Below are 18,412 nucleotides of genomic sequence, written 5' to 3'. Positions count from 1 at the left end.
TTTGCAGGATGGCCAGTCAGTAGTGCCACGCACTCACCATAACGCTGTAACCGTCGTGGCTTTCGCTTGGCGGGATGCGGCAGGGCGTAACTGTGTTTAGATATGGCTCACATAACTGCCATTTCTTCCATCCAGTCAAACTGCAAGTTTGCGCCGTAAAGACTGTATTCATGACTATCAAGGCCTTTTAACGTGGCATTGTTTACCTTGCGCAGGTTGCTCCAGAGCCTGTTTGTACTGCTGGCTGTTTCGATTGTTGTGTTCTTCGCCGTCTATGCGGTGGGAGACCCTATTGAGCTGTTGGTAAGCCCCGAAGCCACGGCCGAAGACCGATTGGCAACGATTGTGCGGTTAGGGCTCGACCAGCCCATCTGGAAGCAATACTTCGTTTTTCTGTGGAATGCCCTACACGGTGATTTGGGTACATCGTTCGTGCATGGCATTCCGGCTATCTCGTTGATTTTGCAGCGGATGCCGGCCACATTCGAACTGGTGATTGTTGCTATTTTTCTGACCTGTTTCTTGGGGATTCCGCTGGGCTTGGTTGCCGGCCTGTATCGGGATCGCCTCCTGGGTCGTGGAATCATGGCGAGTTCTGTGCTGGGTTTTTCTTTGCCCAATTTCTGGCAAGGCATGATGCTGATCCTGCTGTTTGCCGTGTTGCTTGGCTGGTTGCCCGCATCGGGTCGGGGCGATACCGTTCAGGTACTAGGCGTACCGTGGTCAATTTTTACGGCTAATGGTTGGGCACACATCGCCATGCCAGCCGTCAATCTGGCATTGGCCAATATTGCGCTGGTATTACGCCTGACCGCATCAGGGGTGGCTGAGGCCCAGTCACAGGAATACGTAAAGTTTGCCCGCGCCAAGGGGGTAAAGCCAGGTCGTATTGTGCGGCGGCATATTCTTCGCAACATACTTATTCCGGTGGTGACGGTAGTGGGTATGGAGTTTGGCAGTCTTATTGCTTATTCCACAATCACCGAAACCGTATTCGCCTGGCCCGGAATGGGCAAACTCTTGATTGACAGTGTTTATCAGCTGGATCGCCCGGTCGTGGTCGCTTACGTGATGCTGGTAACGCTGATTTTTGTGCTCGTCAACTTCATCGTTGATCTTCTGTACGCCGCACTGGACCCTCGCGTTCAGTTGGTGGCGTCTGCACAATAAACGGAACAACTTATGACACATCCCGCAAATAGCGAGAACGCGCGCACGATCGAACCCTTGATCCAGACGCCACACCGTAAAAGTATTCTAAAGAAGCTGCGCAGCCGTCCGACCATAAGCGGGTCGGTCATCGCGCTGGTTGTCCTGATCGTGCTGGTCATGGCCGCGCCATACTTTGCGCCGCAAAACCCCTACGACCTTGCCAGCCTGAATCTGCTCGATGGGCGACTGGCGCCGGGCGCAGAATCAATGGATGGCCACGTCTACTGGCTTGGTACAGACGATCAAGGCCGAGACATGCTTAGCGCCATTCTTTATGGTCTACGTATAAGCCTGATCGTAGGTTTGTCTGCGGTAAGCTTGGCCGCCACTATAGGGAGCCTGGCGGGCTTGATGGCGGCATATATCGGCGGGTTTGTCGATACGCTAATCATGCGCGTGGTCGACTTCATGCTCGGGTTTCCCACGATATTGGTCGCCCTGGTATTGTTGGCCATGATGGGTCGTGGCGTCGATAAGGTGATTCTCGCGCTTGTCGTGGTGCAATGGGCGCATTATGCGCGCATCATGCGAAGTCGTGCGTTGCAGGAGCGTCGTAAAGAATACGTGGAAGCGGCTGCCAATCTGGGTTTCCCCGCCTGGCGCATCATGGTCTTTCATCTTCTGCCCAACTGCCTGGCGCCTGTCATGGTGTTTGGAACGATACAGATAGCTACCGCCATTGCGCTCGAGGCAACGCTGTCGTTTCTTGGGGTGGGTGTGCCCATTACCGAGCCGTCGCTGGGTTTGCTTATTGCAACTGGGTTTGAATACCTGTTGTCGGGCGATTACTGGATCAGCATGTTCCCAGGTGTTGCGTTGCTGCTGTTGATTCTGTCCATCAATATCGTGGGTGATCGCCTGCGCGCCGCTCTGGATCCTCGTCAATGAATAATGAAATACTGCTGCAGGTAAGCGGACTGCGTACCGCGTTTCATACGGAACAGGGGGCGTGGCCGGCTGTGGATGGCGTCGATCTGACAGTGCGTCGCGGCGAGATCCTGGGTCTGGTTGGAGAGTCTGGTTCGGGCAAATCAGTGACGGGTTTTTCGTTGCTGGGCCTGATCGACCCACCGGGCGAAGTAGTTGCAGGCGAGATCCTGTTCAAGGGCGAAGACCTTCGCAAGTTGGACGAAGAGCAAATGCGTCGACTGCGAGGCAACCGCATCGCCATGATATTTCAGGATCCACTGATGACGCTGAACCCGGTTTTGCGCATCGGTGAGCAGATGATGGAAGCCATTTTCACGCACGAGCGCGTTTCGACGAGCGTGGCCCGCGAACGATGTCGTGAGGCGCTGGATATGGTGGGTATTCCGGCTCCGGAGAAACGCCTCGACAGCTATCCGCACGAATTTTCGGGTGGGATGCGGCAGCGGGTGGCTATTGCCATTGCCTTGCTGAATAATCCGGACCTGATTATTTGCGATGAACCGACGACCGCTTTGGATGTCACTATTCAGGGTCAGATTCTGTATCGCATGCAAGAGATCTGTCGTAAGAATAATACCGCGCTGATCTGGATTACGCACGATCTGGGCGTAGTAGCCGAGTTGGCCGATAACATCGCTGTCATGTATGCAGGGCGCATTGTTGAAGCCGGCCCGGTCGATGATGTGCTTGACGCGCCGCGCCACCCTTATACCAAGGGGTTGCTGGAGTCCATGCCGTCCACAACTGAACCCGGCGCGCGTCTGTACCAGATAGATGGGATGGCACCCAGCCTGACCGGGCGCCCATCTGGCTGTGCGTTCCGCCCTCGCTGCACCAATGCCATTGCCTATTGTGCAGAAAAATTCCCCGATGTTACCCATGAAGGATCGCGTAGCTTTTGCTGCCACGTTCCTGTTGTCTTTCAGGCGGAACAAGCATGACCCAGCGTGACACCCCTGTCATTGAACTGCGTAACGTTCACAAGCGTTTTGAACAGCACCCCGATCTTGCACAGCGGATACTATCGCTGGCCGGTAGACCTCTGGATCGCCGTACGGTACATGCAGTAAATGGTGTTGATCTGGCCATTAATCGTGGCGAGGTGCTTGGCTTGGTTGGAGAGTCTGGTTGCGGAAAGTCGACCTTGGGTCGTGTCGTGGCAGGCTTGCATCGACAGACTGAGGGAGAGCTGCTTTACCAAGGGCGCTTGGTTGCCGCGATGAAGGGGGCGGAACGTCTTGACTACACCTTGGGCGTGCAGATGATCTTCCAGGACCCGCAGGCGTCACTTAACCCGCGTCAGCGATTACACCAGATTCTGGGCGAAGCCTTGCGTGTACACAAGTTGTCGCCTACCGGGCAAATTGGCGCACGTGTCGATCAGGCGCTGTCAGAGGTGGGTTTGCACAAGGAATATCGCGATCGTTACCCACATCAGATTTCGGGTGGGCAGCGTCAACGCATAGGCATTGCTCGCGCACTGATGGTTGCGCCAAAGTTTCTTGTTTGTGACGAGCCTGTGGCGGCCCTAGATGTATCGATACAGGCCCAGATCATCAATTTGTTTATGGATCTGCGCGAGCAGCATGGGTTCACGTATTTATTCATCAGCCATGATCTTGGTGTAGTCAAACATATTTCTGATCGCGTTGCGATCATGTATTTGGGCAAAATCGTAGAGCGCGCTTCTGCAAAGGAGATTTTTTCGCGGGCCAATCATCCGTATACTCAGGCCTTGTTGGCCGAGGTGCCCGACGTTAAGCGGCGTGGCCGTTCATTTGTTCCGATTCAGGGAGAAATTCCATCGCCTTTGAATCCACCTACGGGTTGTGCCTTTCATCCTCGATGTCCACGTGCGATGCCACGATGCAGCGAGCAGGTACCAGAGTTAAAAGAAATCGCACCGGATCACTGGTCGGCCTGTCATTTGAACGATTGAGAACAGCATGAACTCCCCAGACAATTCCAATATCTATCGCATGGAACGTGAGCTTGCCCATTCGGGACGCAACGCAATTGTGTATATAGACGAAGAACACAATGCAGACAGACCAGTCACATTGCATACCTATCGTTCGGGCGCTTATACGCCCGGGCAGCCCGTGGTCATCGTGCAGCACGGCATGCTGCGCAATGGCGATGAATATCGCGATTTCTGGATACCAGCTGCGGATAAGCATAAGTTGCTGATCATTGCGCCAACCTTCTCCGATGAAGCTTGGCCTGATGTAGAGCATTACAACAACGGTAGCGTCTTTAGCTCAACAGATGGCAAGCCCAGGGCGGGCGATAGCTGGGCCTATGCGACAGTTGGTCGCATTGTCGATTGCCTGCGTGCTTCGGGTGTCGTCGACCATAATAAGGTTTATTTGTTTGGGCATTCGGCTGGCGGGCAGTTTGTACATCGGTTAATGAGCAGTCAGTCGCATGAACCATTCCACGCTGTGGCACCTGCCAATGCAGGCTGGTACACCTTGCCTACGTTTGCCCATGACTTTCCGGAAGGCATGGACGGTATTGGCCTCAACCAGCAAAACCTGCAGCGCCTGTTTGCCTACCCCATGATGATTCTGGCCGGCGACCAGGACGTGGCGACAGACGACCCCAACCTGCCGTCCGATGCCGCTGCCTTACGGCAAGGCCCGCATCGATATGCACGGGCGCATCATTATTTTGAAACCGGCAAGCGAGAAGCAGAACGCCTTGGCGTGCCGTTCAACTGGACCTTGCAAACCGTTCCTGGCATTGGGCATGATGGCAGAGCCATGTCAGCCGCATGCGCGAGCTTGTGGTTTGAGAACCGATTGCCCAGTGATAAAGAGCTTGACGCCTTGGCCGGCCAGCACGTTGCCTGATTATTTAACCTTTTACTTAGCGAGCACACTCCATGACCTATACACAGAAAACCCAAGCGCTTGTTTCGGGTATCCAGGAATGGATACGCTGCGAGTCGCCCTCTAGTTCAAGTGAGGGCGTTGCAGCCATGGCGAAGCTCGTTCAGGAAAAAGCAGCAGAAGCCGGCTTGAGGGTGGAGGTTACGTCTATTGGCGACGAAGTGGGGCCGCTGGTTTACGTGACCAATCGCGCTAAAGAAGATGACCGCCCGGGCATACTGATTCTTGGGCACTTGGATACGGTGCATCCGATTGGTACCTTGCAGGAGAACCCTTGCCGTATTGAGGATGATCGTTTGTACGGGCCAGGCAGCTACGATATGAAGGCCGGCATCTATCTGGCATTGACGGCAATGATGGACTTGGCAGAGCCCAATGCTACGCCGTTGCCAGTGGACTTTCTTATGGTGCCAGATGAAGAAACAGGCAGCCATGCATCCCGACCGTCGATCGAACAGTATGCGGCCAATGCCAAATATGGTCTGGTCTGTGAGCCTGCCCGTCCAGATGGCGGCAAATGCGTGACGGCACGTAAGGGAACGGGCATGCTGCGCCTGAACGTTAAGGGACGGCCAGCACACGCTGGTATGCAACACGAAAAAGGTCGCAGCGCCATACGCGAGATGGCTCACCAGGTTCTGGCACTGGAAGGCATGACCGACTACGAGCGCGGTGTGACCGTCAGTGTAGGAACCATCGCCGGCGGTACAGTGACCAATACCGTCCCGGGGCGATGTCGTTGCGTTGTTGATTTTCGTGTGCCTGACATGGATGCGGCAGACGGTGTGATAGGCCGCATGCGCAGCCTGCGTGCTGTAGACCCTGATGTTGAGTTGGACATCGACGTTGAGCTTAATCGCCCGCCCATGGTCAAGACAGAAGCATCGGCGGCGTTGCTTCAGATGGCGCAAGCATGCGCAAGCAAGGCCGGCTTTGCGCTCGAAGACGCTCCTATGACTGGCGGTGGTAGTGATGCCAACTTTACCTCTGCAATGGGCGTGCCAACGCTAGATGGTCTGGGGGCTGATGGCGATGGTGCTCATACACTAAATGAATATATCTTGGTATCGACGCTGGAAATGCGTCAGGAGTTCTGGGCTAAGCTGTTGTGCGAGCTGGATTGAGCGGCTTTGGGTTTTTTCCCGAATTGAATTAATTCAGCCATGGGGCAACGTACGCCATTTGATCTAAGATGTGCGGTTGAGGCGCGGCGACGACGCCTGACGAGCCTGCTGGTGAGGCTTATTTCGATGCCTTGCGTGACCAAGTGCGGCGCTATTTCGCCAGCAGTTGATTCAGAAACTGGTTGCTGCCGGGATGCAGGCATTCATGAAAAGGTCCGGCGGGCAGAGGTGTGAGCAGAGTGTAGGCTGTCAACAATGGTCGTCGTCAGTCGCCGGGCGGGCATTATTTTTGACTTCAGTAGTTAAACAGCAACCGACACCGTTTGCTCGAAGTGTTCCTTGAGCATCTCATAGATATGCAGAGTCAGCGGGCTGATGGTGTCTTTGCGAGACCACAGCATATACGTGATGGGTGGCAAGGGCGGTAACCCATCGCTTTCGCCCATGACACGCATGTCAGGCCCGAGAAACTCTACGCTGCGAGCGGTAATGCCAAGGCCAGCGCGTACGGCTGCTTTAATCCCGACTAGCGTAGGGGCTAAATAATTAATGTGCCAGGTCAACGGTGTCTGCTCCAGGGCCTGCAGCGCAATTTTCCTGAAGATGCTGCGCTCATCAGCCAAGATCAGTGGCAGTGGTGCACGCTTGTTGTGTACATAGTCGGCGGCGCACATCCATGCTGTGGGAGAGGTACGCAAGGCAAAGCCGTTCAGGCCTGAGTCGTGGCGTGTAGAAATAGTGAGGTCTATGTCGCCAGATGCCAAGGCGTCCATAAGAAATGGGCTGCGATCCACACGAATCTCTAGCCTTACCTTGGGTGCATGTCGTGCAATATGCGTGAGAATGGGCGGCAAAATGGTATCGGCAACATCTAGCGGCGCACCGAAGCGTATTTGCCCCTCCATCTGCTTTTGCCCTACGGTACGCAAGGCTTCGTCATTAATCGCCAGCAGCCTGCGACCGTAGTCTGCCAATTGTTGGCCTTGCGGGGTAAGAACACGCAGCCTGCCTTGCTTCTGAAATAGCGGTAACTCTAACTGTGCTTCCAAACGTTGCATCTGCTGGGTGATCGCCGATTGGGTTTTGCACAGGATGCTGGCAGCTTCCGAAAATGTATTAATTTTTTTTGATGGTTGCCAGTGTTCGGAGTAGGTCAAGATCCAGGTTTTTCATATTGAGCGTCTTGGTATGACGACTTATCTCAGGAGTGTTTTTACTGTCAATATATTAGCATTGCTTATGTAATACAAAATACTATTAAATTGTGCCTCTCGCCATATCGTCCTATATTGGATACAGCTCACAGGAGATAGCTATGAATACAGAAAACGAAAGACAGGCGGCCGTATCGCGCTTTATTGACATCGCCAAACACCAGACAGCCGGGGAAGTAAATCGGGAGAATCTCGACGTCGTGCTTGGCGCCTTGATCGATATTGCCTCCCATACCAAATTGTGGTCCGAAAATGACTACCCACCGCCAGAAGGCGATGAGTTGCAAGCACGTTATCTTATCCACCAAGAGCCAGACAGCACGTATGCGCTGTATCTGAACGTTATGCGTCCAGGCAAGAAAATTGTGCCCCATAACCATACGACATGGGCCTGTATTGCTGCGGTCGAAGGTACCGAGAGCAACTATCTTTACGAGCGCACTGACGATGGTGACAAGCCCGGCTATGCCACGCTTGAGCAGACGGGCGAAAAGCAAATCGGGCCGGGCAAGGGTATAGCCTTGCTGGCAGACGATATTCATGCGGTGCGTATTCATGATGAGGATGGCATTCGCCATCTGCACATGTACGGCCTGGCGTTGGAAAAGCTCGACAAACGCATCGCTTTCGACATGGAAAACAATAGCTGCAACATCATGTCGGTGGGTGTTAAAACCCGTCAAAGCGCAAGCTGATACTGCACCATGATTTCAACTACCTTGCGCTACCTCGACGCCCATCAACTGAAGGCCTGGATTCACGATGCTGAGGAGCTGGCGCTGCTCGATGTGCGCGAGCACGGTCAGTACGGTGAAAATCATCTTTTCTTTGCGGTTCCGCTGCCCTATAGCGACTTAGAACTCAATGTGCTGCGTCTGGTGCCTCGCAAGGCTACGCGCATTGCCATATACGGTGACGGGCAAACCCGTGGCGCAGTGCGGGCGGCGGGGCAAGCTTTGCTGCGCATGGGTTACGACAATGTGCATGTGCTGGAAGGCGGTATTGATGCATGGCTGAAAGCGGGCTATGCCACGTTTGCAGGCGTGAATCTGCCCAGCAAAACTTTTGGTGAGCTTGCTGAACATGTGTACAACACACCAAGCGTGTCTGCCGCAAAGTTGCGTGACATGCTTGCTGACGAACGTGAAAACATCATTGTGCTCGATGGCAGGCCTGTTCCCGAATATCGCAAGATGAGTATCCCGGGGGCGTATTGTTGTCCGAATGGCGAGCTGGCCTTGCGTGCGAGGGAGCTAGCCCCTGATCCCGATACCACCATTGTGATTAACTGCGCGGGCCGTACGCGCAGCATCATCGGCGCGCAGACGCTCATCAATCTAAACGTGCCCAACAAGGTTCTTGCACTGGAAAACGGCACGCAAGGGTGGTATCTGGAAGATTATCCTTTAGAGCATGGCTCCAGTCGCCTGTACCCCGAGCAGGTTAGCGAAGCGTCTAAAGTTGCACAGCGTGAGCAGGCTATCAAGCTGGTTGAAAAACTCAAAATTCAGACTGTTGATGCGCGGCAGGTTAAGCAGTGGTTGGATGAGGATACGCATACGGTGTTTTTGTGTGATGTGCGCACTGACGAAGAATATGCGCTGGGTGAGTTGCCGAGCCTGGTGCAGCACACGCCGGGTGGGCAGTTAATTCAGGCGACGGATCAGTATTTGGGTGTGCGTAAGTCTAAAGTGGTTCTGTGCGACACCGATGGCATACGTGCGCCTGCTGTTGCGAGCTGGCTCAGGCAACTGGGTTGGAATGTTTATCTGCTGGCAGACCCTTCCGCGCTAACGGGTTTGCCCGAAGCACCGCGATTTGTACCAGTGCTTGAACATACTAAAGAGCTGTCAGTCGACACTTTGGCCAGTTTTGTGCGCGATCACCCTCGGGCAATCTTGCTCGACGCCAGATCTAGCACTGCTTATCGTGCAGTGTGTCTTAAGCAGGCAGCCTGGACGATACGGCCTATGCTGGCTGCGCAAATACATGGGCAGCTGGGTCTTCCGATGCTGGATGGGCAAGCACTAGATCAGGACGTTCGCGCGATGCTGGATGTGCACGGGCACAGGGAAGGGGAAGGGGAAGGGGAAGGGGATGACCAAGGCCAGAGACAAGGACAGGGCGACGGCCAGGGACAAGATCAGGGACAGGCAGATCGCCCCGTGCTGTTGTTGGGATCGAGCATTAGCAAACTAAGGCTGTTGGCTCAGGACCTCGAGCGCATGGGCTGTACGGCTGTGTACGTGTGCGTTGTTGACGCTGGGGCGCTGAAAGCCAGTGGCCTGCCGCTGGTAGAAGATGATGACATCTTGCCGGATGAAGCATGCATCGATTACTTGTTCTTTGTGCACGACCGCCACGACGGCAACAAAGAAGCCGCACGCAAGTATCTGGAATGGGAAACCAATCTGGTTTCGCAGATAGATGATCAGGAGCGTAATACGTTTTCTATTGGGTTTTGACTGCAACATTGGTGATGTCATCGTGAATAATCAGCCCGAGAAGATCACCATTCTTTCTATTGCGATTGTGGTCGACGCCAAGTCAAGGGTCACCTCAATTCGTTCACGGAAACACGAATGCTCCCGGTATTCGGATCGTGCATGCGGCCGACAGCCCATGTTCGCTGGTGGGGCCTTGAACAGCGCGGTATCTGGCTGGTAGCCAACGATGCCGTCTGTTTGTAGCCATCATTGCCATGAGGCGATGGCGGGCTTTGTTTGGAACATGGTGTGGGTGGTTTGCCCACGCCTTTTGGGCTGATTAAACCTGTGATATGTGAGCAGCTCTTAACTCATCAATCCTTCTTTTCCTCAAAAGCGCCTTCCTCTTCGAGGACTTGATTGGCGACTTTGAATGCGTCCAGCCCAGCTGGTATGCCGCAGTACACACTGGCCTGAATCAGAATCTCTTTGATTTCCTCTACAGTCACCCCGTTGTTAAGTGCGCCTTTGACGTGCAGCTTGATCTCGGCAGGCCGATTCAGTGCCGTCAACATCGCCAGGTTAAGCATGCTGCGCGTTTTGCGCTCGAGGCCAGGCCTGTTCCACGCATAACCCCAGCACCACTCGGTCGTTATGTGCTGGAAACTCATCATGAAGTCGTTCGCCTTTGCCAGCGAGCCATCGACGTATTCTGTGCCGAGCACTTCGCGCCGGGTCTTCAAGCCTTGTTGAAACAGCGCGTCAAGGGGGTTGTCTTCTGGTTTGCTCATGGTGCTGCCTTTTTAAGGGGAAGGAATTTCCGATTGTATGGGGTGTTTCAACTCTGGCGGTAACGGGTGCAGCGTAACCGGTGCGGCAAGCGGGGTGTAAGCTGTCAGTAATGGCGCGGCTGAACCTATGGCATAGCAGGTACACACTATGGTTGAGGCCATCAGTGCATAGCCATCGTAAGATTGAGTTGTTTAAAAGGCGTCCCTATTAATGGTGCCTAGTAATAATATAGTGATGTAAGCAGCGGCTGCGTATCGCAGTTATATAGAGCCTTGCTAGGTCGGCGGGGTGGTGAAGCAAGCGCTTTCTGACGCCTTGGAGTCGGTGAAAGTGCACAGCAATAAGGAATACAGTCATGGCTGCTGAACTAAAAATTGATTTCGTCTCTGATGTTTCATGCCCATGGTGTGCCATCGGTTTGGCTTCGCTGGAACAGGCTATCGAGCGATTAGGTGATGAGGTGAGCGTTCAGATTCATTTTCAGCCTTTTGAATTGAACCCGCAGATGCCGGCAGAAGGGCGCGATACCGTGCAGTATCTGGTTGAGAAGTACGGGCGCACACCCGAGCAGGTACGGCACAGCAGCGAGGCAATACGCGCTCGTGGCAAAGAGGTTGGGTTTGTGTTTGGTGCCAGAGAGCGTGTCTACAACACCTTCGATGCGCATCGGCTGCTTCACTGGGCGGGCCTGGAAGGGCGGCAAAGAGCACTCAAGCACGCATTGCTTGCTGCGTATTTTACCGATGGCAAAGACGTGAGCGCGCACGATGTGCTGGTGGAATTGGCTTCACAGGTGGGGTTGGATGCGCAGCAGGCACGCGAGGTTTTGTCCTCCGGCACTTATACCGCTGAGGTGCGTGAACGAGAACAGTTCTATCAAAAGTTGGGTATTGACTCTGTGCCCGCCATTATCATTAATGAGGCGCATCTTCTTCAGGGCGGCCAGCCCGTTGAGGTTTTTGAGCAGGCGCTGCGCCAGATTGCGGGCACTGGAGAGTAATTTTCTCTTGGATTGTGCGACATAAAAAAAAGGAGTGGAGAGACTATATGAAACGTTATCAGCTACATATTGACGGCCAATATCGCGCACCGAAGTCTGGCGCGTGGTTCGAAACGCAAAACCCGTTTACGGGCGAAACCTGGGCAGAGATCCCGCGCGGCGATGAGCAAGACGTAGACCTGGCGGTACAGGCGGCGCATCGTGCCTTGACGACCGGCCCCTGGGCCGAGATGACGGCAACACAGCGCGGTGCGCTAATGCGCAAACTTGGTGATTTGATTGCTCAAGAAGCAACCAGCCTGGCTGAGACTGAAGTGCGCGATAACGGCAAGCTGTTTGCCGAAATGCATGGACAGTTGAATTATCTTCCTCAATGGTTTTATTACTATGGCGGCCTGGCCGATAAAATAGAAGGAAGCACGCTGCCACTGGACAAGAAGGGGTATTTTGCCTTCACGCGCCACGAGCCTGTGGGTGTTGTGGTTGCCATCACGCCCTGGAACTCGCCCTTGCTTCTTTTGGCCTGGAAGCTGGCACCTGCTCTGGCGGCAGGGTGCACGGTGGTTGTTAAACCGTCAGAGTTTACGTCTGCATCAACGCTTGAGTTTGCAGCGCTGTTTGAAAAGGCGGGTTTTCCTCCGGGCGTATTTAATGTGGTGACGGGCTTTGGTGCAGAAGTAGGCACTGCGCTGGTTGAGCACCCGCTTGTTGCGAAGATCAGCTTTACAGGCTCGGACGCCACCGGTCGCATCATCAATGAAAAAGCCGCGCGCCTGCTCAAGCACACGTCTATGGAGCTGGGTGGCAAGTCCCCCAATGTGGTGTTTGAGGATGCTGATCTTGAACAGGCTGTGTTTGGTGCCATATCTGGCATTTTCGCTGCTACGGGTCAAACATGTATAGCAGGGTCGCGGCTGCTGGTGCAACGCAGCATCCATGATGAATTCGTCAAACGATTGCTGGAAGTGGCCCGCTCCGCCCGTATGGGTGACCCTATGAGTGCCGATACGCAAGTGGGGCCTGTTACCACGCCGCCGCAGTTCAAGAAGGTGTTGGACTACATCGACGTGGCAAAGAAGGAAGGCGCTACAGTCGTGCTGGGCGGTAAAAAGGGTACTGCGCCCGAGTGTGGCAATGGGTGGTTTGTCGAACCCACTATTTTTACCGGCGTACGCAACGATATGCGGATCGCACAGGAAGAGGTGTTTGGGCCGGTGCTTTCCATTATTTCTTTCGAAGACGAAGCCGATGCGTTGCGCATCGCCAATGATGTTCGCTTTGGGCTTGCCGCTGCGGTCTGGACAACAGACATAGGCCGTGCGATTCGTATGTCTGAAAAGCTTCAGGCTGGCACTGTGTGGGTGAACACCTATCGTGCGGTGAGTTTTATGGCGCCGTTCGGTGGCTACAAAGATTCAGGCCTGGGGCGTGAAAACGGCATTGAGGCGGTAAAGGCGTTTTTGCAGACCAAGTCGGTGTGGATCAATACGGGTGCGGTGGCTAGTAACCCGTTTGTGATGCGATAGAAACGGGCCGGCTGTTTGATACGGCTGTTGCGCAAAGCGAAGCGGAGCCAGTTTAATTTAAGGGCATAATCTCTATGCTGGCTTCGCCGTCGTCGGTTGATACCCAGACGGTGGCGTCCTGCATATTGAAATGCAGGGTCATGCTGCGCTTGGCCAGCGCAGCCAGCATTAAGGTTGCTTCGGTGGGCAGGGCGTATACCTTCAAATTGCGTGCTCGTGCAACTTTGTTTTTAATGCCGTTCCACCAAATGTCTACATTCCGCCCGTAGGCATACACGATAACTTCGTCGGCACGGCCGCAGGCTTTGAGCAGGCGGCGATCATCTGGCAAACCGATTTCTATCCATTGCTGGATGGCACCCGTCAGGTCCAGACGCCACAAGTCGGCTTCGTCCACATCGCTTAACCCGCGTGTAAAGGCCAGGGTGTCATCGCCATCAGTATGTCGCGCAAAGGCCAGCAGGCGCACCATCAAACGTTCATCGGTTTCTGATGGGTGTCTGGCGACAGTGACAGCATGACTACCATAGTAGTTACGATCGCCGTCGGCAATATTGATTTCTGCTTTGTAAATGGTTGCGCGTAAAGCCATTGAAGGTTGTTCCGTTAGTGCAGCAAGTGTTTCAGCTCGGCTTGATCGTTGCCGCTGAACTGGATAAGACGGGGTGTATTGCCGGCCTCGAGTTTACCAAGCTATGTAAGCGCATGCGGTGCATGGCGTTTGATCGAAATGCGCGGCAAACTTGGTCCAAGTGATTTGATTGCGAAGCAACCTCTGAGCGAAGCTACCGAATTGATCAGGCCCAGTTTTCAACGATTAAACCCGGTACACGAACGGACTCACGTGTGTTGTTTGTGACGACTATGCAGTTGGTCGCCAAAGCATGCCCAGCGATAGCGGCATCGTTATGGCCAATTGGGATGCCTCGGGCAGATAGGTGGACGCGCAATCGTGCTGTTTCATCAACGGCTGCAGTGTCCCACGGTAAGATGGCATCGAGACGTTGAATAAAGTCGTTTAGCATGACGCTTATCTTGGGGGAGGCTTTCGGGCTGCTGGCGCCAAAGCGCATCTCTGAGTAGGTAATGGCGGATATGACGATTCGGTGCTGATTGACCACAGCCTTTTCGAGACGTATCAGCACTGATTCAGGCTGTTTACGCATGATGTACGAGCAGATATTTGTGTCGAGCATGTAGCTAGTTCGAATCACTTAAGGTCATCCAGCAAGCGGTTTTCGTCGATGACGTCTTCACGTTCGAGCAGGAAGTCGGCATCCGCTGGTGGAGTGTTGCGTAACGATCCCCAAGACGGACGGGCGGGACGCAAAATTAATGTGTCGCCTTCGCGGATGATTTCGAGTTCGGATACGCCTTGAAATTCCATATCTCGAGGAATGCGGATTGCTTGATTGCTATTGTTTTTGAATATTGACACGGTGCGCATGGCGAGTCTCCTGTCAGTTATGGCACTTGACGTTCTCTACTAAACACACTGTGACTCGTTAATTGGACGTGCAAGCGGAACGGCAGTATGTGTTTCTATTAAGTGATTGTATATTAGCATATGCTTGGCATATGTTAATGCGCAAAACCCTGAACTGCACGCAGCTCGTGCTGCGGCGTTCGGTTCGCTGATGCGCAACATTCAGTCAGAAGACTCAGCCAATACGCGTAGTGTCAAAGCAATGGGATGCTGGTCATTGGTGCATGGCGACAGAAACCTTAACAGTAGTGTTGCAGCCTGCACAATCGACCAAAGACGATGAAGATCTGACACGCATATTTAGCATTTACACAATACGTTCGACTGTATGGCTGGTATTTGCCACGGCGGTTGGTGTATTGGTTGCGCTGAAGCTTGTCTTTCCTGAAATGTTGGGCACTTCGTCGGCGCTAAGCTTCGGGCGATTGCGGCCCATCCATACCAACGATACCTTTTACGCGTGGGCCAGCCCGGCGTTAATTGGGCTGGCCCTTTATATTTCGGCCAAAAGTTCCGGCACACGCCTCTACAGTATAAAACTGGCATGGGTAACCTTGGCGTTGCTTAATCTGGCGGCCATTCTGGGCACTGTTGCGCTGGATCTTGGCTTTAACGACGGTGCGCAAGAATACCGTGAGTGGCTCTGGTGGATTCGCGTTATTTTGGCTGCAGGGCTGGTTTCGGCCGCGTGGAACATGATTGCGACGGTGGCGCGACGCGAAGGCAAAGACATTTACCTGTCCAACTGGTACACCATTGGGGGCACGCTCTGGACCATTATTATCGTTGTGGTGGCCCTGATACCTTGGTACCAGAAGGGTCTTGGCCAAGTTGGCGTGCAAGGCTACTACATGCACAACGCCGTAGGCATGTGGTTTACGCCGCTTTCGCTGGGCGTGTTCTATTACGCCTTACCCAAAGTCATGAACAGGCCGATTTATTCCTATTCGCTGGGTATTTTTGCGTTCTGGACCAACCTGCTTTCATTTTGGTAGGTGTGCTCAGCTATCTTCTGGGGTCTACACAAGGCACGGTTGAGGCGTTTCGCTCGCTGCAGGAAGTTTGGCACTTTACCAACTATACCGTTGGTCATTCCCATCTGACGATGTACGGTTTTATTACCTTTGCCATCTGGGGCGGTGTCTACGCCTTGTTGCCGCGCGCAACAGGAAAACAACCTAACAATCTGCTGCTGGGTATTCATTTCTGGCTGGCAACCGTCGGTGTGGTGCTCTACATCTTGGCGCTGTCCGTGGGGGGGCACGATACAGGGGCTTAGCTGGATACACGGTGAGCCCTTTATTCAATCTGTGGTCGATATGGCACCGTACTGGCTATGGCGCTCGATCGGCGGCTCACTCATGTTTCTGAGCCATCTGGTATTCGCGTGGGTTGGCCGGTAACCCCGTAGTAAATGCTGCAGACCCGACGGAACACATTACCGTCGTGCTTAATGGCATTCATGGGAAAGCGATTGATGGCACGACGTATGCTGCAGAAATGCCTACCTTTGCAGCACATTTGTCCGACGCTGAGATTGCCGACATTATTGGCCACGAGCGCACGTCATGGGGAAACCACGCCCCAACCATAACGGCCAAGGATGTAGCTGTACGGGCAAAAAAATAGGAGATTAAAACCATGCTGATGCATCACATGACCGGGCCGTTGCTCGGCAACATCATAATCATCGCGCTCTTCGGCTTGAGTACGGTTGCTTGCTTTGTTGTTTCGATCGCATTGCTCTTGTATCCCGGTGAAAAAGACACGGACCATCCGAAGTACCGCGTATTGCGTGATGATCGGTAAGGAGTTGACTTTATGACAGTAGGATCCCGCATCCGTATTTACCTCGATGATGGCGCTGAGCCAATTGCGGATTATGAACCGCCAGTGGCGGTTCGCCTTAATACTCACGGATTGACAGACGGAAAACATCTTTTTCGGATCGAGGCGCACGACCGTTCGGGCCACATCGGCATGCGCGAGCTGCCTTTTCAAGTGCGTAATGGCCCTGGCATTACCGTATCGGGTATTCGGGCCGACGCCATTGTTCATGATGATCTGAACTTTACGGTTAATGCTTTTGGTGCGGAAGAACCGTTTGAACCACGCCGAGCTGAATCGCCTTCACCCATACCGGTATGGGTTTGGGTACTTTCGCTGGCGATTGTTGCGTGGTCGGCCTGGTATGCGGCTGTATTATGGAAGCCTCCGCCCGCGTTTGCTAATACGCCAACCTATGTGCAGGGCACCATGTGGCAACACTGATTTTGAAGGAAAAAGCAATGACTGAAGCTATTACTCGCATCGCACTTGTTACTGGGGGTGGGCGAGGGTTGGGCCGCAGCGCCGCGTTAAAGCTTGCAGAAAAAGGCGTGGATATCATCCTTACTTACAAGGAAGGCAAAGACCATGCAAAGGCTGTCGTGCATGATATTGAGGCGCTGGGCTGCCGCGCCGTGGCACTTCAGCTTGATGTGGCAGACAGCAAAAGCTTTGCCGCGTTCGCTGAGCAGGTAAAGAATACATTGGCAAAAGTTTGGCAGCGTGAGCAGTTTGATTATCTGGTTAACAACGCGGGCATCGGTATTTTGGCCCCATTTGCTGAAACAACCGAAGATCAGTTTGACACGATGGTGAACATTCATCTTAAGGGCACCTTCTTTCTGACACAAAAGCTGCTGCCGCTGATTAAAGACGGCGGGCGCATCGTCAATACCTCGTCGGGTCTGGCGCGCTTTACGCTTCCAGGCCACGCGGCGTATGCCTCGATGAAAGGCGGCATCGAAGTGCTTACCCGTTATATGGCTAAAGAACTGGGGCCGCGAGGCATTGCTGTTAACACGATTGCGCCCGGCGCCATTGAAACGGATTTTGGCGGGGGAGTGGTGCGCGACAACCCGCAGGTTAATTCACAGATCGCCAGCGGTACGGCGCTTGGTCGCGTGGGGTTGCCGGACGATGTTGGCGGCGCAGTCGCTGCGCTGCTGTCTGATGGTAATAATTGGATTACCGGCCAGCGTATTGAGGTGTCTGGTGGGGTGATGCTCTGAGGCACGGGTGATGCATATTTAATACCAGATTCAGACCCCCATTTTGGCAGCCCTACGTGAAGCTTAACGATCGTGGTTACAAGGGCTGCTACTGGGAGTTTGGCACGAACGTCTGAACACCCGCCTTCACACCCGCCTTCACACACGCTTGTAACAGACGCTTGTCGCGAGTCCATAGGCTCGTGCCTTGGGTCAGGCGCGTTGATGAGAGCAAATGCAGATCTATATAGCCAATCCCCATGCCATATAACTGTGCCTGATGGAGAAGGTGTAGAGCCTCGTCCATAGCTACGAGTTTTGCCGATGGCAAGACCATAAGGCTTTCCAGGACCATTTCACGTTTTGAAAGGTTGCTCATTGCCAACTCGCCAATGATAAATGGATGGGTGAGGACTTGGCCCTCTTTCAGTAGCGCCTGGAGCGTCGTTTCGCCGGACCGGCCGAGATGATCCACCCATATAGATGTATCAACTAAGATCATGCCCGGGTTCCGATTGCCTGCGAGGAATTGGTTTAAGGTCGGGCGACGAGCCTCCCAATCGGGCCAGACGTTGGGCTGCCTCTCTCTCGACCATTAATCGTAATGCCAGTTGAAGCAGTGCGGACGTTTCTTGTATGCCGGTAAAGCATCGTGCCCTGGCAAGCAATTTATCGTTCAACGTTACTGTCGTACGCATGATTTCCTCCATTTCGACATATGAATCTGTTTTAGTATCAAACGATGTCGTAATTGATGCGGCGCTTGTGGAGTA

The 18,412-nt window shown here is 53.7% G+C and carries 22 protein-coding genes and 1 pseudogene; 16 read left to right on the top strand and 7 right to left on the bottom strand.

From position 1 onward, the window contains the following. Window positions 1–192 precede the first annotated feature (192 nt). The 6 genes from FQ179_RS10580 to FQ179_RS10555 are packed head-to-tail and all read left to right on the top strand — an operon-like array spanning window position 193 to window position 6,160. Entirely contained in the window at window positions 193–1,170 is a 978-nt protein-coding gene (locus FQ179_RS10580) for an ABC transporter permease (protein ID WP_149397266.1), read from the top strand. A gap of 12 nt (window positions 1,171–1,182) precedes the next feature. Beyond that, entirely contained in the window at window positions 1,183–2,100 is a 918-nt protein-coding gene (locus FQ179_RS10575) for an ABC transporter permease (protein WP_137238516.1), read from the top strand. Further along, window positions 2,097–3,083 carry an ABC transporter ATP-binding protein gene (locus FQ179_RS10570; protein WP_149397265.1) on the top strand — a complete coding sequence of 329 codons (987 nt, stop codon included), beginning with the start codon at window positions 2,097–2,099 and terminating at the stop codon, window positions 3,081–3,083. The genes FQ179_RS10575 and FQ179_RS10570 overlap by 4 nt, the downstream gene beginning before the upstream one ends. Further along, window positions 3,080–4,081 carry an ABC transporter ATP-binding protein gene (locus FQ179_RS10565; RefSeq protein ID WP_149397264.1) on the top strand — a complete coding sequence of 334 codons (1,002 nt, stop codon included), beginning with the start codon at window positions 3,080–3,082 and terminating at the stop codon, window positions 4,079–4,081. Before FQ179_RS10570 ends, FQ179_RS10565 begins: the two co-directional genes overlap by 4 nt. A 7-nt stretch (window positions 4,082–4,088) precedes the next feature. After that, window positions 4,089–4,997, top strand: a complete 909-nt coding sequence (locus FQ179_RS10560; RefSeq protein ID WP_149397263.1) for a prolyl oligopeptidase family serine peptidase — start codon at window positions 4,089–4,091, stop codon at window positions 4,995–4,997. A gap of 32 nt (window positions 4,998–5,029) precedes the next feature. Then, window positions 5,030–6,160: a M20 family metallopeptidase gene (locus tag FQ179_RS10555; protein WP_149397262.1), complete on the top strand. Its 1,131-nt coding sequence runs from the start codon at window positions 5,030–5,032 to the stop codon at window positions 6,158–6,160. Between the two features lie 302 nt (window positions 6,161–6,462). Here FQ179_RS10555 and FQ179_RS10550 read toward each other — a convergent pair. Then, window positions 6,463–7,333, bottom strand: a pseudogene (locus FQ179_RS10550) (LysR substrate-binding domain-containing protein). 142 nt (window positions 7,334–7,475) lie between these two features. On the opposite strand from FQ179_RS10550, the gene FQ179_RS10545 reads away from it, so the two are divergent. Both FQ179_RS10545 and FQ179_RS10540 read left to right on the top strand, forming a co-directional pair. Further along, window positions 7,476–8,069: a hypothetical protein gene (locus FQ179_RS10545; protein ID WP_149397261.1), complete on the top strand. Its 594-nt coding sequence runs from the start codon at window positions 7,476–7,478 to the stop codon at window positions 8,067–8,069. Between the two features lie 9 nt (window positions 8,070–8,078). Continuing rightward, entirely contained in the window at window positions 8,079–9,839 is a 1,761-nt protein-coding gene (locus FQ179_RS10540) for a rhodanese-like domain-containing protein (RefSeq protein WP_255474944.1), read from the top strand. 335 nt (window positions 9,840–10,174) lie between these two features. Here the strand turns inward: FQ179_RS10540 and FQ179_RS10535 are convergent, their stop codons facing one another. Then, window positions 10,175–10,591, bottom strand: a complete 417-nt coding sequence (locus FQ179_RS10535; protein WP_149397260.1) for a carboxymuconolactone decarboxylase family protein — start codon at window positions 10,589–10,591, stop codon at window positions 10,175–10,177. A gap of 356 nt (window positions 10,592–10,947) precedes the next feature. Here FQ179_RS10535 and FQ179_RS10530 point away from each other — a divergent pair, with 356 nt between their 5' ends. Continuing rightward, window positions 10,948–11,592, top strand: coding sequence for a DsbA family oxidoreductase (locus tag FQ179_RS10530; RefSeq protein WP_149397259.1), 645 nt, complete (start codon window positions 10,948–10,950; stop codon window positions 11,590–11,592). A gap of 47 nt (window positions 11,593–11,639) precedes the next feature. After that, a complete protein-coding gene (locus FQ179_RS10525; protein WP_149397258.1) occupies window positions 11,640–13,118 on the top strand; it encodes an aldehyde dehydrogenase in 1,479 nt (492 codons plus the stop codon). A gap of 52 nt (window positions 13,119–13,170) precedes the next feature. Here FQ179_RS10525 and FQ179_RS10520 read toward each other — a convergent pair whose 3' ends face one another. The 3 genes from FQ179_RS10520 to vapB form a co-directional block, all read right to left on the bottom strand. Then, window positions 13,171–13,710: a YaeQ family protein gene (locus FQ179_RS10520; protein ID WP_149397257.1), complete on the bottom strand. Its 540-nt coding sequence runs from the start codon at window positions 13,708–13,710 to the stop codon at window positions 13,171–13,173. A gap of 205 nt (window positions 13,711–13,915) precedes the next feature. Then, on the bottom strand, window positions 13,916–14,329 hold the full coding sequence (locus tag FQ179_RS10515; RefSeq protein WP_149397672.1) for a type II toxin-antitoxin system VapC family toxin: 414 nt from the start codon (window positions 14,327–14,329) through the stop codon (window positions 13,916–13,918). After that, window positions 14,329–14,565 carry a type II toxin-antitoxin system VapB family antitoxin gene (gene vapB, locus FQ179_RS10510; RefSeq protein ID WP_149397256.1) on the bottom strand — a complete coding sequence of 79 codons (237 nt, stop codon included), beginning with the start codon at window positions 14,563–14,565 and terminating at the stop codon, window positions 14,329–14,331. Before vapB ends, FQ179_RS10515 begins: the two co-directional genes overlap by 1 nt. Window positions 14,566–14,828: 263 nt before the next feature. Here vapB and FQ179_RS10505 point away from each other — a divergent pair, with 263 nt between their 5' ends. The 6 genes from FQ179_RS10505 (at window position 14,829) to FQ179_RS10490 (ending at window position 17,660) form a co-directional block, all read left to right on the top strand. Beyond that, window positions 14,829–15,599, top strand: a complete 771-nt coding sequence (locus tag FQ179_RS10505; protein WP_223146235.1) for a cbb3-type cytochrome c oxidase subunit I — start codon at window positions 14,829–14,831, stop codon at window positions 15,597–15,599. A 2-nt stretch (window positions 15,600–15,601) separates the two neighbouring features. Continuing rightward, window positions 15,602–15,883: a cbb3-type cytochrome c oxidase subunit I gene (locus tag FQ179_RS22450; RefSeq protein WP_223146234.1), complete on the top strand. Its 282-nt coding sequence runs from the start codon at window positions 15,602–15,604 to the stop codon at window positions 15,881–15,883. A 113-nt stretch (window positions 15,884–15,996) separates the two neighbouring features. After that, entirely contained in the window at window positions 15,997–16,233 is a 237-nt protein-coding gene (locus FQ179_RS10500) for a cytochrome c (RefSeq protein WP_149397255.1), read from the top strand. Window positions 16,234–16,245: 12 nt separating this feature from the next. Then, window positions 16,246–16,413, top strand: coding sequence for a hypothetical protein (locus FQ179_RS22290; protein ID WP_188074580.1), 168 nt, complete (start codon window positions 16,246–16,248; stop codon window positions 16,411–16,413). Between the two features lie 12 nt (window positions 16,414–16,425). Beyond that, window positions 16,426–16,875 carry a cytochrome C gene (locus FQ179_RS10495; RefSeq protein WP_149397254.1) on the top strand — a complete coding sequence of 150 codons (450 nt, stop codon included), beginning with the start codon at window positions 16,426–16,428 and terminating at the stop codon, window positions 16,873–16,875. A 17-nt stretch (window positions 16,876–16,892) separates the two neighbouring features. After that, the gene (locus tag FQ179_RS10490; RefSeq protein WP_149397253.1) at window positions 16,893–17,660 is read left to right on the top strand and encodes an SDR family NAD(P)-dependent oxidoreductase; all 768 of its coding nucleotides are present in this window, start codon (window positions 16,893–16,895) and stop codon (window positions 17,658–17,660) included. A gap of 88 nt (window positions 17,661–17,748) precedes the next feature. Here FQ179_RS10490 and FQ179_RS10485 read toward each other — a convergent pair whose 3' ends face one another. Both FQ179_RS10485 and FQ179_RS10480 read right to left on the bottom strand, forming a co-directional pair. Then, on the bottom strand, window positions 17,749–18,141 hold the full coding sequence (locus tag FQ179_RS10485) for a type II toxin-antitoxin system VapC family toxin (protein ID WP_149397252.1): 393 nt from the start codon (window positions 18,139–18,141) through the stop codon (window positions 17,749–17,751). Next, on the bottom strand, window positions 18,128–18,337 hold the full coding sequence (locus tag FQ179_RS10480) for a type II toxin-antitoxin system VapB family antitoxin (protein WP_149397251.1): 210 nt from the start codon (window positions 18,335–18,337) through the stop codon (window positions 18,128–18,130). The genes FQ179_RS10485 and FQ179_RS10480 overlap by 14 nt, the downstream gene beginning before the upstream one ends. Window positions 18,338–18,412 lie beyond the last annotated feature (75 nt).

Origin of the sequence: Pusillimonas sp. ANT_WB101 (assembly GCF_008369125.1) — a bacterium.
Classification (GTDB): Bacteria; Pseudomonadota; Gammaproteobacteria; order Burkholderiales; family Burkholderiaceae_B; genus Allopusillimonas.
Note: the sequence above shows the minus strand (reverse complement) of the source record. Positions and strands in the feature narration are given on the sequence as shown.

Bases quoted from the DNA above. Each gene is read 5' to 3' on its own strand.
- FQ179_RS10545 (WP_149397261.1), top strand. From the start codon at position 7,476: ATGAATACAGAAAACGAAAGACAGGCGGCCGTATCGCGCTTTATTGAC.
- FQ179_RS10480 (WP_149397251.1), bottom strand. From the start codon at position 18,337: ATGCGTACGACAGTAACGTTGAACGATAAATTGCTTGCCAGGGCACGA.
- FQ179_RS10495 (WP_149397254.1), top strand. From the start codon at position 16,426: ATGACAGTAGGATCCCGCATCCGTATTTACCTCGATGATGGCGCTGAG.
- vapB (WP_149397256.1), bottom strand. From the start codon at position 14,565: ATGCGCACCGTGTCAATATTCAAAAACAATAGCAATCAAGCAATCCGC.
- FQ179_RS10485 (WP_149397252.1), bottom strand. From the start codon at position 18,141: ATGATCTTAGTTGATACATCTATATGGGTGGATCATCTCGGCCGGTCC.
- FQ179_RS10505 (WP_223146235.1), top strand. From the start codon at position 14,829: ATGGCGACAGAAACCTTAACAGTAGTGTTGCAGCCTGCACAATCGACC.
- FQ179_RS10540 (WP_255474944.1), top strand. From the start codon at position 8,079: ATGATTTCAACTACCTTGCGCTACCTCGACGCCCATCAACTGAAGGCC.
- FQ179_RS10520 (WP_149397257.1), bottom strand. From the start codon at position 13,710: ATGGCTTTACGCGCAACCATTTACAAAGCAGAAATCAATATTGCCGAC.
- FQ179_RS10525 (WP_149397258.1), top strand. From the start codon at position 11,640: ATGAAACGTTATCAGCTACATATTGACGGCCAATATCGCGCACCGAAG.
- FQ179_RS10575 (WP_137238516.1), top strand. From the start codon at position 1,183: ATGACACATCCCGCAAATAGCGAGAACGCGCGCACGATCGAACCCTTG.
- FQ179_RS10570 (WP_149397265.1), top strand. From the start codon at position 2,097: ATGAATAATGAAATACTGCTGCAGGTAAGCGGACTGCGTACCGCGTTT.
- FQ179_RS10560 (WP_149397263.1), top strand. From the start codon at position 4,089: ATGAACTCCCCAGACAATTCCAATATCTATCGCATGGAACGTGAGCTT.
- FQ179_RS10535 (WP_149397260.1), bottom strand. From the start codon at position 10,591: ATGAGCAAACCAGAAGACAACCCCCTTGACGCGCTGTTTCAACAAGGC.
- FQ179_RS10565 (WP_149397264.1), top strand. From the start codon at position 3,080: ATGACCCAGCGTGACACCCCTGTCATTGAACTGCGTAACGTTCACAAG.
- FQ179_RS10530 (WP_149397259.1), top strand. From the start codon at position 10,948: ATGGCTGCTGAACTAAAAATTGATTTCGTCTCTGATGTTTCATGCCCA.
- FQ179_RS22290 (WP_188074580.1), top strand. From the start codon at position 16,246: ATGCTGATGCATCACATGACCGGGCCGTTGCTCGGCAACATCATAATC.
- FQ179_RS10490 (WP_149397253.1), top strand. From the start codon at position 16,893: ATGACTGAAGCTATTACTCGCATCGCACTTGTTACTGGGGGTGGGCGA.
- FQ179_RS10555 (WP_149397262.1), top strand. From the start codon at position 5,030: ATGACCTATACACAGAAAACCCAAGCGCTTGTTTCGGGTATCCAGGAA.